The sequence below is a fragment of the Chelatococcus sp. XZ-Ab1 genome, assembly GCF_029309855.1.
In the GTDB taxonomy this organism is placed as follows: Bacteria; Pseudomonadota; Alphaproteobacteria; order Rhizobiales; family Beijerinckiaceae; genus Chelatococcus_A; species Chelatococcus_A sambhunathii.
Genome location: NZ_JARKII010000002.1, coordinates 55,600 through 69,138 on the forward strand (window position 1 = coordinate 55,600; position 13,539 = coordinate 69,138).

Sequence of the window (13,539 nt, forward strand, 5' to 3'; positions counted from 1 at the left end):
GGCATGAGCGCTTCGCCTTTCGACCATCCGTTTCTCTCCGGCCTCCTCGGCGATGAGGAGACGAGGGGGCTCGTGGGGCTGGAGGCAGAACTTGCGGCGATGCTGCGCTTCGAGGCGGCGCTGGCGCGGGCCGAGGCGGAGGAGCGCGTCATTCCCGCAGCCGCCGCGGCGGCGATCGAAGATCTGTGTGGCGCCTTCCGGGCCGACGTGGCAGCGCTCAACCTCGGGGCGGCGCGTGACGGCGTCGTCGTGCCGGATCTCGTGCGCCAGCTGCGCGCCGGCCTCGCGGAGCCGCACAGGGCGCATCTGCATTTCGGCGCCACCAGCCAGGATGTCGTCGACACCGCCCTTGTGCTGCGCCTGAAGGAGCTGGCCGCCCGGTTCGACGCACGGCTGGCGGAGATCGACACCGCGCTCGCCGGGCTGGAGCGGGATTTCGGCGGCAACGCCCTGATGGGCCGCACGCGCATGCAGGACGCCGTGCCGATCACGGCGGGCGACCGCATCGCCGCATGGCGGCAACCGCTCGCGCGCCACCGCGCCCGGCTCGCAGAACTGGCGCCGCGGCTGTTCGTCCTGCAGTTCGGGGGCGCCGTCGGCACCCTCGACAAGCTGGGTGAGAAGGGGCCAGAGGTGGCCCGGCGCCTTGCCGGGCTGCTCGATCTCGCCGCGCCGCAGCGCCCCTGGCACACCGCGCGCGACGGCATCGTCGAGTTCGGCGGCTGGCTCGCCCTCGTCACCGGCAGCCTCGGCAAGATGGGGCAGGACATCGCGCTCATGGCGCAGAATGCCCTCGGCGACATCCGCCTCGCGGGCGGCGGCGGCTCGTCCGCCATACCACACAAGGAAAACCCGGTCGGCGCCGAGGTTCTCGTCGCGCTCGCCCGCTACAACGCCGCGCTCGCGGGGGCCCTCGCAGGCGCGATGGTGCACGAGCAGGAGCGCTCCGGCGCCGCCTGGACGCTCGAATGGCTCGTGCTGCCGCAGATGCTGGCGGCAACGGGCGCTGCGCTCGGGACGGCCGGGCGGCTCATCGGGCAGATCCGCTCCATCGGGGCGCAAGAAGACGGCTAGCCCGGTCGCGCATGGCGGCCGGTGGGAAGGAAGGAACGAGGATTTGCGATGGACATTTCTTTGCTGATCGACGGCGAGGCCCGCGGGGCGACGGGCGGGGCGACCTTCGAGCGCCGTGATCCTGTCACCGGCGCGGTGGCGACGCGCGCGCCCGCCGCCCGCAAGGAGGATGCCGTCGCTGCCGTCGCCGCTGCCGCGCGCGCCTTTCCCAGCTGGTCGCAGACGGGCCCCGCCGCGCGGCGGGCGCTGCTCGGCAAGGCGGCCGACGCGATGGAGGCGCGGGCCGCGGACTTCATGCGCGTCATGATGGAGGAGACGGGTGCGACAGCCGGCTGGTCCGGCTTCAACGTGCATCTTGCCGCCGGCATGCTGCGCGAGGCGGCAGCGATGACGACGCAGGTTGCCGGCGAGGTGATCCCCGCCAACAAACCCGGCACGCTCGCCATGGCGGTGCGCCAGCCGCGCGGCGTCTGCCTCGGCATCGCGCCGTGGAATGCGCCGGTCATCCTCGGCACGCGCGCCGTCGCCATGGCGCTCGCCTGCGGCAATACGGTGGTCCTCAAGGCCTCCGAGATGTGCCCGGCGACGCACCGGCTCATCGGCGAGGTCTTCGCCGATGCCGGCTTCCCCAGGGGCGCTGTCAATGTCGTCACCAATGCGCCGGATGACGCGGCCGAGGTGGTGGCGGCGCTCATCGCCCATCCGGCGGTGCGGCACGTCAACTTCACCGGCTCGACCAGGATCGGCAAGGTCATCGCCCGGCTCGCGGCGGAGGAGCTGAAGCCCGTCCTGCTTGAGCTGGGCGGCAAGGCGCCGCTGGTCGTCTTGGACGATGCTGACATCGACGCCGCGGTCAACGCGGCGATCTTCGGCGCCTTCATGCACCAGGGCCAGATCTGCATGTCAACCGAGCGCATCATCGTCGACAAGAGCATCGCGGATGTCTTCGTCGAGAAGTTCGCAGCCCGGGCCGCGGCGCTGCCGGCGGGCGATCCGCGCGGGCAGGTGGTCATCGGCTCGCTCGTCAGCCGCGAGGCGGCGGAGAAGATGGATGCGCTCATTGCAGACGCCGTCGCCAAGGGCGCCAAGGTGGTCGCTGGCGGCACACGCGACGGCACCATCGTGGCGGCGACCGTGCTGGACAACGTGACGCGCGAGATGCGCGTCTACGGGGAGGAATCCTTCGGTCCCGTCAAGCCGGTCATTCGGGTCGACGGCGAGGAGGAGGCCGTGCGGGTGGCGAACGACACGGAATACGGCCTGTCCTCGGCCGTCTTCAGCCGCGACATCCGCCGCGCGCTCAAGGTGGCCGAGCGCATCCAGTCCGGCATCTGCCACATCAACGGGCCGACGGTGGCGGACGAGCCGCAGATGCCCTTCGGCGGCGTCAAGGCGAGCGGCTACGGCCGCTTCGGCGGCCATGCGGCGATCGCGGAATTCACGGACCTGCGCTGGGTGACCATCGAAGATCCCGGCCAGCACTATCCGTTTTGAATGTGGGAGAGCTTTTACGAGAACCGGGGCGGCGAGAACAACAACAACGGGCCGCTCCACCCGGTTTCCCACGAGGGTAGGCGACCAACTCAGGGAGGAGAACGATGAAACGGAACTGGATCGGTCAGGCAGTCCTCGGCCTTGCACTCGCCGGCCTTGCGGCGACGGGCGCGGCCGCGCAGGAATTCACCTTCAAGCTGCATCATTTCCTCGGCCAGCAGGCGCCGGCGCAGACGGACATGCTGGAGCCGTGGGCGCGGCAGGTGGAGCAGAACTCCGGCGGGCGGGTGAAGATCGAGATCTTCCCCAACATGACGCTGGGCGGGCGCCCGCCCGAGCTCATCCAGCAGGCGCGCGACGGGGTCGTCGACCTCGTCTGGACGTTGAACGGCTACACGCCGGGTCTCTTCCCGCGCACCGAGGTGTTCGAGCTGCCCTTCGTTTTCGTCAATGATCCGAAGGCGGCGAACCTTGCCATGCGCGAGATGTTCGAGAGCAACCTCAAGGAGGAGTACAAGGGCGTCGAGGTGATGTTCCTGCATGCCCATGCGGGCCAGGCCATCCAGACGCGCGACAAGCTGGTGCGCCAGCCATCGGACCTCAAGGGCCTCAAGATGCGCATCCCGACGCGCACCGGCGCCTGGGTCATCGAGGCGCTCGGCGCCGCCCCCGCGGCGATGCCGGTGCCGGAGCTGCCGCAGGCGTTGCAGAAGGGAGTCGTGGACGGCGCCTTCATCCCGTGGGAGATCATCCCGGCGCTGAAGATCCAGGACCAGACCAAGTACCAGATCGAGGGCCATGACAAGACGCGCTTCGGCACCAGCATCTTCCAGGTGTCGATGAACAAGGCGCGCTGGGACGCCTTGCCGCCGGAGATCCAGAAGGCCTTCCGCGACGCCTCGGACGAGGCCTGGCTCGCCAAGGCCGGCGATACGTGGCGCCAGATCGACGAGCGCGGCATCAAGGTGGCCGTCGCCGCCGGCAACGAGCACATCACGCTGACGCCCGAGGAGACCAGCGCCTTCCAGGCCGCGCTCGAGCCGGTGGTTTACCGCTGGATCGGCGAGGTGAAGGGGCAGGGCATCGACGGCGAGGCGCTCGTCAAGAAGGCGCGGGAGCTCATCGCCAAGCACGGCGGCCACTGATGTCCATGCAGATCAAGGAGGAGGGGGCCGTCCGGTCCGGCCCTCTCCGCACCCTCATCACCGTCTGGGCGCTTGCTGGCGGCGCCCTCATTGCCCTCGTCGTCATGGTCAACGTGCTGTCGGTCGCCGGCGGGGCCCTCTGGCGTCCATTTCCGGGCGATTTCGAGATCACGGAGATGGGGGTCGCGGTCGCAGCCTCGATGTTCCTGCCCTATTGCCAGCTCAACCACTGTAACGTGACGGCCGACATCTTCACCGCCGGCCTGCCGCCGCGCTGGGTGGCGGCGCTCTCGGCGCTCGCCTCGCTTGTCGCGCTCGGCTTCAGCCTGCTGCTGCTGACGCGCATGTATGTAGGCATGCTGGACCAGAAGGCCTACAGCTACACCACCGCGATCCTGCAGCTGCCGCACTGGATGGCCTATGCGGTCTTCCTCGTCTCGTTGTTACTGCTCGCCATCGCCGCCGTCATGACGTTCGTCGCGAACGTTCGTGACGCCAGGGCCTGACCGCATGACGCAACCGCTCCTCATCGGCCTCGCCGGCCTCGGCGTCCTCGTCTTCCTGATCGCGATCCGGATGCCCATCGCCTATGCCATGATCCTCGTCGGTGGCGTGGGCGTGACGCTGCTCAACGGCCCGGCGATCTTCATGAGCCAGCTGAAGACGCTCGCCTACGGCCAGTTCTCCGTCTACGATCTCTCGGTCGTGCCCATGTTCGTGCTGATGGGCGCGCTCGCGACGCGAGCGGGCCTCAGCCAGGACCTCTTCCGGGCGGCGAACGCATGGCTCGGCTGGCTGCGCGGCGGCACGGCCATGGCGGCGATCGCGGCCTGCGCCGGCTTCGGCTCCGTCTGCGGCTCCTCGCTCGCCACCGCCTCGACCATGGGGCGCGTCGCGCTGCCGGAGCTGGCCCGCTACCGCTATTCCGGGGCGCTTGCCACCGGCACGCTCGCCGCGGGCGGCGTGCTCGGCATTCTCATTCCGCCCTCCGTCGTCCTCGTCATCTATGCGGTCATCGTCGAGGCCAACATCGTCACGATGTTCATGGCCGCCTTGGTGCCGGGCCTCATTGCCGTCGTCTTCTTCATCGTGACGATCGCGATCTACGTCCTTCTGCGGCCCGATGCCGGTCCCCGCGGCAGCGCCGGAGACCGGGCCGAGTTCCTCGCGGCGACGAAGGGTATCGTGCCGGTCCTCGTCATCTTCGGCCTCGTTATTGGGGGCATCTATGCCGGGCTCTACAATCCCACCCCGGCGGCTGCCGTGGGCGTCTTCCTCGTTGCCGTCTTCGGCTTCTTCCGCGGCAAGCTCGACCGGGCGGGCGTGACGGGCTCGCTCCTGGAGACGGCCGGCACCACGGGCATGATCTATCTCATCCTGCTCGGCGCGGAGATGCTCAAGATCTTCATGTCGCGGGCCGGCGTGCCGCAGGCGACGGCGGAATGGATGGCCCACTCGGGCCTCGCGCCGATGACCATCCTGCTGCTGCTCCTCCTTGCGCTCGTCGTCCTCGGCTGTCTGATGGACAGCCTGTCGATGATCCTGCTCGTCATCCCCTTCTTCTGGCCGGTCCTCGTCGAGGTGAACGGTGGCCTCTACCAGACGGCCGACGCGGCCGGCTTCGGCCTGAGCACCGAGGATCTCAAGATCTGGTTCGGTATCCTCGCCCTCATCGTCGTCGAACTCGGGCTCATCACGCCGCCGGTGGGCATGAACGTCTTCGTCATCTCCTCGATGGCGAAGGACACGCCGATGAGCGAGACTTTCAAGGGCGTCATGCCCTTCTTCGCGGCGGAGCTGGTGCGCGTCGCCCTGCTCGTCGCCTTCCCCATGATCACGCTCTGGCTGCCGAAAGTGCTGGGAGGCTAGGCCATGGACACGATGACCGCCGGCGGCGCCATCTTTACGCGCCTCAAGGCGCTCGGCGTCGACTATGTCTTCGCCAATTCCGGCACCGATTTTCCGCCGGTGATCGAGGGGCTCGCCGAGGCAGCGGCCAAGGAGATCGCGCTGCCGCGCGCGCTCGTCATCCCGCACGAGCACGCGGCCATGGGCATGGCGCACGGCTATTACCTCATGAGCGGGCGCAGCCAGGCCGTGATGCTGCACACCAATGTCGGCCTGTCGAACGGCGCGACCGGCGCCATCAACGCGGCCTGCGAGCATGTGCCCATTCTGCTGATGTCCGGCCGCACGCCAGTGACGGAGGAGAAGCGCTTCGGCGCCCGCACGGTGCCCATCGCCTGGGGGCAGGAGATGCGTGACCAGACGGCCCTTGTGCGCGAGGCCTGCAAGTGGGACTACGAGCTCAAGTTCCCGGAGCAGGTGGGCGGCCTCCTCGACCGGGCCTGGGCCATCGCCAATTCGACGCCGAAGGGTCCCGTCTATCTGTCGCTGCCGCGCGAGACCCTGTGCGAGGCGACGCCGCGCGCGGGGCTGGAGGGCCCGCCGAGCCTGAGCCCCGTCGCCGTCGCGCCCGATGCCGCGGCCCTCGCCGAAGCGGCGCGCCTCCTCGCTGGGGCCGAGCGGCCGCTCGTCATCGCCCAGCGCGGGGCGGGCGATGCGGCGAGCTTTACCGCCTTCGGCCGCTGGGTCGAGGCATGGGGCATCGCCGTCTGCTCCTGGTGGGCGACGCATCTTTCCATCTCCACGGAGCATCCCTGCCACGTCGGCGCCGATCCCGGCCCGTGGCTCGCGGAGGCCGATGTCGTCCTCGTGCTCGACTGCCTCGCCCCGTGGTGGCCGGACAGGCACGCGCTACGCCCCGACGCGCGGGTCATCCACATGGGGCCGGATCCGCTCTTCAGCCGCTTCCCGGTGCGCAACTTTCGCTGCGATGTCGCCGTCGCCGGCGAGAGTGCCGTGACGGTGCCGGCGCTCATCGATGCGATGGCCGGCCTCCCCCGCGACGAGGCGGCCATCGCCGCAAGGCGGGCCCGGCTCGCCGAGGGTTCCGAGGCGACGCGCCGGGCGGCGCGCGAGAAGGCGGCGGACGTGCGCCGCGGCATCACCAAGGCCTATGTCAGCCTGTGCCTCGGCGAGGCGCTCGACGGGCTGGAGGCGAGCGTCTTCTCCGAGCTCGGCACCCAGCTCGGCACCCTCAAGCGGAGCGAATATCGCTCGTGGTTCCAGGAGCCGCATTCCGGCGGGCTCGGCTGGAGCTTTCCCTGCGCCCTCGGCGCCCAGCTGGCGGAGCCCGACCGGATCTGCGTCGCGACCATGGGCGACGGCTCCTACATGTTCGCCAACCCGACGGTCTGCCACCAGATCGCGGAGGCGCTCGCCCTGCCGGTGCTGGTGATCGTGCTCAACAACGAGGAATGGGGCGCCGTGCGCGCCTCCGTCGCCGGGCTCTATCCGGGCGGCCATGCGGCCCGGGCAAACGAGATGCCGCTGACGGCGCTGAAGCCGTCGCCCGACTTCACCCAGACCGCCGCCGCGAGCCGTGCCTGGAGCCGGCGCGTCACCGACCCGGCAGAGGTGCCCGCGGCCATTGCCGCGGCGCTCACCGTGGTGCGCGAAGAACGGCGCCAGGCGCTCCTCGACATAAGGGTGCTGCCGGATTGAGGGGGCTCCTCCTTTCCGGTATCTGTCCCGGAAAGGAACGCTGATGCGGAACGGCACCACACCGTCGGTTGCAGTGCCCGCATCCTCGACCCGTTCAACCCCCTTCATCGGCGACGAAAGCCATTCATGCAGCGCAACATCCTCGTCATCGGCATCGGCGCCGGCAACCCGGAGCACATGACCGTTGAGGCCATCAAGGCGCTCAATCGGGCGGACGTGGTCTTCATTCCCGAGAAGGGTGCGGAGAAGGAGGAGCTCGCGGCTTTGCGGCGCGGGATCTGCGACCGCTTCATCGAGCGGGCGGGCGTGCACCGCGTTTCCTTTGCCGTACCGCAGCGCGATGCTTCGGGCGGCTACCGCAGCGGTGTCGAGGACTGGCACGAGGCCATCGCCGGGATCTACGAGGCGCTCATCCGTGATGAGCTCAACGAGGCCCGCACCGGCGCCTTCCTCGTCTGGGGGGACCCGTCGCTCTACGACAGCACCCTGCGCATCCTCGAGCGGGTCGAAGCGCGCGGGGCGTTGAGGCTCGCCGTCGAGGTGATCCCCGGCATCACCAGCATCCAGGCCCTCGCTGCGAGCCATCGCGTGGTCCTCAACGACATCGGCAAGCCGGTGATCATCACGACGGGCCGACGCCTCGGCGAGGATTTCGCCGGGGAGGGCACGACCGTCGTGATGCTCGACGGCGGCACCGCTTTTGCCGGGCACGATCCCGACACGCACATCTGGTGGGGTGCCTATCTCGGCACGCCGGACGAGATCGTCATCGCCGGCCGTCTCGCCGACGTCGGTGAGGAGATCGCCCGCACCAAGCAGGCGGCGCGGGCGAGGAAGGGGTGGATCATGGACACCTACCTCCTGAAGAAGCAGGAGAGGTGAGGGGCCTAGCCTCCTGATCCCAGATCAGCCCTCGAGGGTTGCGTCCAGGGTGATCTCGGCCTTCAACAGCTTGGAGACCGGGCAGTTGGCCTTGGCCTTGGCGGCGAGTTCCTGGAACTTCGCGTCGTCCGCGCCCGGGATGCGGGCTCTCAGCGTCAGGTGCACGGCCGGAATGGAGAAGCCGCCGTCTGCCTGCTCCAGCGTGACCTTCGCCGTCGTCTCCATGCGCTCGGCCGTGAGGCCCGCCTCGCCCAGGATGAGGGACAGCGCCATCGTGAAGCAGCCCGCATGGGCCGCGCCGATGAGTTCCTCCGGATTCGAGCCCGCCACGCCCTCGAAGCGGCTCGAGAAGCCGTAGGGGTAATCCTTCAGGGCGCCGCTCTGCGTGGAGAGGGCGCCGCGGCCGTCCTTGAGGCCTCCCGACCAGACAGCCGATCCCGTACGATTGATCTTCATGCCTCGCTCCTGTGCTGGATCCGAGCCGGATGGCCCAAGCCTCATGTTAGGCGCGTATTTCGGACAATTGTCTGACGAAGCGCTCGTGGTCGCCGGTGCATTGACAATCCCATAAAACGTTGATATCAACCTTTATATTGGATTGCTCGATCATATCGGCCGGCAGATGGCGAGAAGACCGGGCGTCGGAACAGCGGCGCGGTCCGCGGACAACTCTCTCTTCCGGAGGCAAATCTTGCGTCGAACGTGTACCGTCGTCGCTTTTGAAGTGCCCTATGACGACCGTGGGCACATGGCGGCCTTCTGTCGCTCCGCCTTCAACTGGCACACCGCGATGCTCGATCCGGAAACGGGCTATGAGGTCCTCGCAACGACGACCGAGACGGAGGAGGACATGCGCGCCAGTCAAGTCGGGCGTGATTAACGGCAGCTTCCACGGGCGCAATCCGCAATGGCCGGCGCAATATCCGTATCACCGTGGAGTATATGCGGTCGCCAAGGTGTCCTGCGAGCCGATGAACATTCTCGGGATAGGCGAGTGCGTCGCCCTCTGTGATACGGAAGGAAACCGCATCGGCGTGCGCCAGCCCGCGCCCCCCTCCCGGCCAGCAGACCTGAGCCGTTTCGTGAATTCCCTTCAAACGTTATCGGAGCCACCCATGGCCAAGGCGATCTTCGTCAATATGGCGGTCTCGGAGCTGAAGCGCTCGATGCGCTTCTTCGAGGCCCTCGGCTATTCCTTCGATCAGCGCTTCACGAACGACGAGGCGGCCGCGCTCGTCATCTCCGACACCATCTTCGCCATGCTGCACACGCCGGGCAGCCTGCGCCGCTTCACCAGGAAGGACATCGCGGATGTGAGCCGCACGACCGAGGTGCTGCTGGCGCTGCAGCTCGACAGCAAGGAGGCCGTCAACGCCATGATGGACAAGGTGCTCGCGGCCGGCGGCAAAGAAGCGCGCGAGCCGGGCGACCACGGCTTCATGTTCGAGCGCAGCTTCGAGGACCCCGACGGACACATCTGGGAGCTGTTCTGGATGGACCCGTCGGCGATGCCCGCGTGAGGAGAAGGACATGACCAACCATCCACCGATCATTCCCTGCCTGTGGTTCGATCATGAAGGCGAGGAGGCGGCAGCCTTCTATACGTCGCTCCTGCCTGGTTCCGCCACGGGCACGGTCACACGCTACGGCAAGGCCGGCCAGTAAGTACACGGTCGGCCGGAGGGCTCCGTGATGACCGTGGAGTTCAGCCTCTCCGGGCGCAGCTTCCTCGCGCTCAACGGCGGCCCGCATTTCAGATTCACGCCGGCCGCGTCGCTCTTTGTCCACTGCGGCTCGGAAGCCGACGTGGACAGGTTGTGGCATCGGCTCGTCGAGGGTGGCAACGTGCTGATGCCGCTCGACCGCTACGACTGGAGCGACAGGTATGGCTGGCTGAGCGACCGCTACGGCCTGTCGTGGCAGATCATGCTCGACCGCGCGCCGCGCGCCAATATCGAGATCACGCCGTCGCTCCTGTTCACGGGGGATGTAGCCGGGAAGGCCGAGGAGGCGATGCGCACCTATACAAGCCTCTTTCCCGCCGCCGCGATCGCGGACCTGCACCGCTACGGGCCGGATGAGAACGACCGCGAGGGCAACGTGAAATACGCGCGCTTCGCGCTGGCCGGCCAGAGTTTCAGCGCGATGGACAGCAGCATGCCGCACGGCTTCGCCTTCAACGAGGCCTTCTCCTTCCAGGTGCTCTGCGACAGCCAGTACGAGGTCGACCATTACTGGGAGGGGCTCGGCGCAGGCGGTGACGCGACGGCACAGCAGTGCGGCTGGCTGAAGGACCGCTTCGGCCTTTCCTGGCAGATTGTGCCGGCCGTGTTGCCCAAACTGCTCTCCGGCCCGGACCGGGAAGGCGCCGAGAGGGTGATGGACGCCCTCTTGAAAATGAAGAAGTTCGACATCGCGGCGCTCGAAGCCGCCCACGCGGGCCGGGCCTCGTCCTGACAGAGGAAAGGAAAAAGAGATGGTTCCGATCTCTGCGACCGGCCGGCCACCGTCCTGGTATTGGCTCGTCTCCGGCCTCGCCCTCCTGTGGATGCTCTTCGGCGCCATGGCCTGGACCGTCGACCTGATGACCGATGAGGCCACCGTTGCCGGGATGCGCGAGGCGCAGCGCCAGCTCTATGCCGCGCGACCGCAGTGGCTCTTTGCCGTCTATGGCCTTGCCATCCTCAGCGGGCTTGCCGGCGCGCTCGGGCTCGTCCTGCGCAAGGGGTGGGCGATGCCGGCTTTCGCCGTGTCACTCGCCGCCATCGTCCTGCAGTTCGGCTACACCTTCCTCGTCATGGACGCGATCGGCCTCCTCGGCTTCGTGGCCGTTCCGTTTCCCCTGTTCATCTTCGCCATCGGCGTCTTCCTCCCATGGTTCGCCGCGCAGGCGAGGAAGCGCGGCTGGATCGCACACCGATAAGTCAAGGCCGGCTCCATCCGGGCCGGCCCTGTGGTGTAGCGGAGGCTTCCGTCAGAGGGACGCTTTCAGGCCTACCGAGAGAATTAAGGTGTCCATGCCGGCGCCGGCGCCTGGCTTCGGGATCTTCGTGACGACGCCATCGTCGCCGTCGATCATGAGGGTACTGCCCTTGGCCTCGAAATAGTTCTGGTATTCGGCGCGTCCGGTCAGGGCGAGCATATCTGTGACCGCATATTCGATGCCGAGCGTCGCGCCGACCATCCAGCTCGGACTGAACGTCTCCTTGAAGACGATGTCGCGCATGTTGTGATGGTCCTTGTCGCGGCCCATGACGAGCGGGCTGGTGATGAACTCGGCGATGATCTTGACGGGCCCGCTGGTGTAGCTGCCGCCGAGGCCGATGTAAGGCGTATGCCACCACTGCTGGTAGGCAATGCCCAGTCCGTCGGGAAAGACGCCGGCCTGGTTGCGGAAGCCGTTTTCCGAATAGATGTAGTGACCGCCGCGGTCGTTCATCTTGAAGGTCATGAAGCGGTAGCCGGCGAGGGCATTGATCTCCAGCGGCCCCTCCGCATGGATCCTCACCGCACCGCCGAGGTCGAGCTGGTAGGCGAGCGCGAGGCTGGTGCGCGATGAATGGGACCAGTGCGTCCAGCTGTCGAAGCCCTGGTAGCCGGCCAACCAGTCGAAATCGTCCATGGCGTTGTCCGACGCGACGGCCGACCAGCCGCTCGCGCGCAAGGTGAGCCAGTCCCGCGGCTGAAAGGCGATGCGTGCGCCGACGATTGCCGCATTGTCGATCTGCCAATTGAGCTGGCTGATCTTCCCGCCATCGCCCGGCACGTTATAGACGTACTCGCCGGCCGTCCCCGTCAGGTAACCCCCGAAGACTTCCGCCGAAATACCGCTGCCGGGCCCGCCAGCGGCTACAGGCGCCGCTCGCGTCGCGACATCGGCCGCCAGCCCCGTAGACGGCGCCAGCAATACGCAAAAGGCCACCGTTCCGGCAACGGCAGCGCTCCGGTTCGCTCTCGAATGATTCAACGTCTGCCCCCGATATCCCCAGTCCATTCAGGCAGACGCCGCATGATCGGAAATTGCGGCCAAGCCCGAAGGGCCTCCTTATGGCTGATTCGGGCATGCCGCGTTAATTGTCAGCCTGTTGGCGCCGCCGGTCGCGAGCGCTCGGCCGACGGCCTGCCATGCCTTCGCAGGTGAAATCCGCGTCCGAGATCGCTCCTGCTGTCCCCGACTCGCCATCATCGTGCATAGTGTCTGAGAATCTCCCGGCAGTTCCGGCTGCCGGCTTGGCGAGACTGGAGGACAGGGCATGATCGAGACGCGCGCCGCAGTAGCCTGGGAGGCCGGCAAGCCGCTCACCATCGAGACGGTCAGGCTCGAGGGGCCGAAGGCGGGCGAGGTGCTGGTCGAGGTGATGGCGACGGGGGTCTGCCACACGGACGCCTATACGCTGTCGGGGCTCGATTCCGAGGGCAAGTTCCCGGCCGTTCTCGGTCACGAGGGGGCGGGCATCGTGCGCGAGGTCGGTGCCGGCGTCACGGCGCTCAAGCCCGGCGACCATGTCATCCCGCTCTACACGCCCGAGTGCCGCAACTGCAAATCCTGCCTCTCGCGGCGCACGAACCTGTGCACGGCGATCCGCGCCACGCAGGGCCAGGGCGTGATGCCGGACGGCACCAGCCGCTTCCGCTGCGACGACGAGACCGTTTTCCACTACATGGGCTGTTCGACCTTCGCGAATTTCACGGTGCTGCCGGAGATCGCGCTCGCCAAGGTGCGCGAAGACGCGCCCTTCGACAAGATCTGCTACATCGGCTGCGGCGTCACCACCGGTATCGGCGCTGTCATCTACACCGCCAAGGTGTGGCCGGGGGCCAATGTCGTCGTCTTCGGCCTCGGCGGCATCGGCCTCAATGTCATCCAGGGCGCGCGCATGGTGGGGGCCGACAGGATCATCGGCGTCGACATCAACCCCTCCAAGGCGGCGATGGCGCGCAAGTTCGGCATGACCGACTTCATCAACCCGAAGGAGATCGGTACCGACAAGGTGGTGCAGGCGATCGTCGACCTTACCGACGGCGGGGCGGACTTCTCCTTCGATGCCACCGGCAATGTCGACGTGATGCGCCAGGCGTTGGAGTGCTGCCATCGCGGCTGGGGCGAGTCGATCATCATCGGCGTCGCCGAGGCTGGAAAGGAGATCGCGACGCGCCCCTTCCAGCTCGTCACCGGCCGCGTCTGGAAGGGCACGGCCTTCGGCGGCGCGCGCGGGCGCACGGATGTGCCGACGATCGTAGACTGGTACATGGAGGGCAAGATCAACATCGACGACCTCATCACCCACACCATGCCGCTCGACGAGATCAACACGGCCTTCGACCTGATGCACGAGGGCAAGTCGATCCGCTCCGTCGTCATCTACTGACGAGGCGC

The 13,539-nt window shown here is 67.8% G+C and carries 14 protein-coding genes and 1 pseudogene; 13 read left to right on the plus strand and 2 right to left on the minus strand.

From position 1 onward, the window contains the following. The first annotated feature begins 3 nt into the window (after positions 1–3). The 7 genes from P2T65_RS03700 (at position 4) to cobF (ending at position 8,162) form a co-directional block, all read left to right on the plus strand. On the plus strand, positions 4–1,074 hold the full coding sequence (locus P2T65_RS03700; protein ID WP_071924748.1) for a 3-carboxy-cis,cis-muconate cycloisomerase: 1,071 nt from the start codon (positions 4–6) through the stop codon (positions 1,072–1,074). 48 nt (positions 1,075–1,122) lie between these two features. Next, a complete protein-coding gene (locus tag P2T65_RS03705) occupies positions 1,123–2,568 on the plus strand; it encodes an aldehyde dehydrogenase (protein ID WP_276199217.1) in 1,446 nt (481 codons plus the stop codon). Between the two features lie 104 nt (positions 2,569–2,672). Beyond that, positions 2,673–3,713: a TRAP transporter substrate-binding protein gene (locus P2T65_RS03710; protein ID WP_071924749.1), complete on the plus strand. Its 1,041-nt coding sequence runs from the start codon at positions 2,673–2,675 to the stop codon at positions 3,711–3,713. Continuing rightward, entirely contained in the window at positions 3,713–4,219 is a 507-nt protein-coding gene (locus tag P2T65_RS03715; RefSeq protein ID WP_071924750.1) for a TRAP transporter small permease, read from the plus strand. The genes P2T65_RS03710 and P2T65_RS03715 overlap by 1 nt, the downstream gene beginning before the upstream one ends. A 4-nt stretch (positions 4,220–4,223) precedes the next feature. After that, positions 4,224–5,582, plus strand: coding sequence for a TRAP transporter large permease (locus P2T65_RS03720; protein ID WP_055458923.1), 1,359 nt, complete (start codon positions 4,224–4,226; stop codon positions 5,580–5,582). Between the two features lie 3 nt (positions 5,583–5,585). Further along, complete coding sequence (locus tag P2T65_RS03725) at positions 5,586–7,280, plus strand: thiamine pyrophosphate-requiring protein (protein WP_276199218.1); 1,695 nt, start codon at positions 5,586–5,588, stop codon at positions 7,278–7,280. Positions 7,281–7,406: 126 nt separating this feature from the next. Further along, complete coding sequence (cobF, locus tag P2T65_RS03730) at positions 7,407–8,162, plus strand: precorrin-6A synthase (deacetylating) (protein WP_055458921.1); 756 nt, start codon at positions 7,407–7,409, stop codon at positions 8,160–8,162. Between the two features lie 24 nt (positions 8,163–8,186). On the opposite strand, the gene P2T65_RS03735 is transcribed toward cobF, so the two are convergent. After that, positions 8,187–8,618 (minus strand): OsmC family protein, encoded by a 432-nt coding sequence (locus P2T65_RS03735; RefSeq protein ID WP_055458920.1) that lies wholly within the window; start codon positions 8,616–8,618, stop codon positions 8,187–8,189. A 235-nt stretch (positions 8,619–8,853) separates the two neighbouring features. On the opposite strand from P2T65_RS03735, the gene P2T65_RS03740 reads away from it, so the two are divergent. From P2T65_RS03740 to P2T65_RS03760, 5 genes and pseudogenes are all read left to right on the plus strand, one after another. Next, complete coding sequence (locus P2T65_RS03740) at positions 8,854–9,042, plus strand: hypothetical protein (RefSeq protein ID WP_186438074.1); 189 nt, start codon at positions 8,854–8,856, stop codon at positions 9,040–9,042. A 235-nt stretch (positions 9,043–9,277) separates the two neighbouring features. Beyond that, positions 9,278–9,682 carry a VOC family protein gene (locus tag P2T65_RS03745; protein ID WP_276199219.1) on the plus strand — a complete coding sequence of 135 codons (405 nt, stop codon included), beginning with the start codon at positions 9,278–9,280 and terminating at the stop codon, positions 9,680–9,682. A gap of 10 nt (positions 9,683–9,692) precedes the next feature. Next, positions 9,693–10,079 (plus strand): annotated as a pseudogene (locus P2T65_RS03750) (VOC family protein); the annotation flags it as partial. A 9-nt stretch (positions 10,080–10,088) separates the two neighbouring features. Further along, positions 10,089–10,619, plus strand: a complete 531-nt coding sequence (locus P2T65_RS03755) for a VOC family protein (RefSeq protein WP_276199393.1) — start codon at positions 10,089–10,091, stop codon at positions 10,617–10,619. Between the two features lie 19 nt (positions 10,620–10,638). Next, a complete protein-coding gene (locus P2T65_RS03760; RefSeq protein WP_276199220.1) occupies positions 10,639–11,085 on the plus strand; it encodes a hypothetical protein in 447 nt (148 codons plus the stop codon). Positions 11,086–11,136: 51 nt separating this feature from the next. Here the strand turns inward: P2T65_RS03760 and P2T65_RS03765 are convergent, their stop codons facing one another. After that, on the minus strand, positions 11,137–12,069 hold the full coding sequence (locus tag P2T65_RS03765; protein WP_072249464.1) for an omptin family outer membrane protease: 933 nt from the start codon (positions 12,067–12,069) through the stop codon (positions 11,137–11,139). Positions 12,070–12,418: 349 nt separating this feature from the next. Between P2T65_RS03765 and P2T65_RS03770 the strand changes: the two genes are divergently transcribed. After that, positions 12,419–13,531 carry an S-(hydroxymethyl)glutathione dehydrogenase/class III alcohol dehydrogenase gene (locus P2T65_RS03770; RefSeq protein ID WP_276199394.1) on the plus strand — a complete coding sequence of 371 codons (1,113 nt, stop codon included), beginning with the start codon at positions 12,419–12,421 and terminating at the stop codon, positions 13,529–13,531. Positions 13,532–13,539: the final 8 nt, after the last annotated feature.

Bases quoted from the DNA above. Each gene is read 5' to 3' on its own strand.
- P2T65_RS03700 (WP_071924748.1), top strand. From the start codon at position 4: ATGAGCGCTTCGCCTTTCGACCATCCGTTTCTCTCCGGCCTCCTCGGC.
- P2T65_RS03705 (WP_276199217.1), top strand. From the start codon at position 1,123: ATGGACATTTCTTTGCTGATCGACGGCGAGGCCCGCGGGGCGACGGGC.
- P2T65_RS03710 (WP_071924749.1), top strand. From the start codon at position 2,673: ATGAAACGGAACTGGATCGGTCAGGCAGTCCTCGGCCTTGCACTCGCC.
- P2T65_RS03715 (WP_071924750.1), top strand. From the start codon at position 3,713: ATGTCCATGCAGATCAAGGAGGAGGGGGCCGTCCGGTCCGGCCCTCTC.
- P2T65_RS03720 (WP_055458923.1), top strand. From the start codon at position 4,224: ATGACGCAACCGCTCCTCATCGGCCTCGCCGGCCTCGGCGTCCTCGTC.
- P2T65_RS03725 (WP_276199218.1), top strand. From the start codon at position 5,586: ATGGACACGATGACCGCCGGCGGCGCCATCTTTACGCGCCTCAAGGCG.
- cobF (WP_055458921.1), top strand. From the start codon at position 7,407: ATGCAGCGCAACATCCTCGTCATCGGCATCGGCGCCGGCAACCCGGAG.
- P2T65_RS03735 (WP_055458920.1), bottom strand. From the start codon at position 8,618: ATGAAGATCAATCGTACGGGATCGGCTGTCTGGTCGGGAGGCCTCAAG.
- P2T65_RS03745 (WP_276199219.1), top strand. From the start codon at position 9,278: ATGGCCAAGGCGATCTTCGTCAATATGGCGGTCTCGGAGCTGAAGCGC.
- P2T65_RS03755 (WP_276199393.1), top strand. From the start codon at position 10,089: ATGCTCGACCGCGCGCCGCGCGCCAATATCGAGATCACGCCGTCGCTC.
- P2T65_RS03760 (WP_276199220.1), top strand. From the start codon at position 10,639: ATGGTTCCGATCTCTGCGACCGGCCGGCCACCGTCCTGGTATTGGCTC.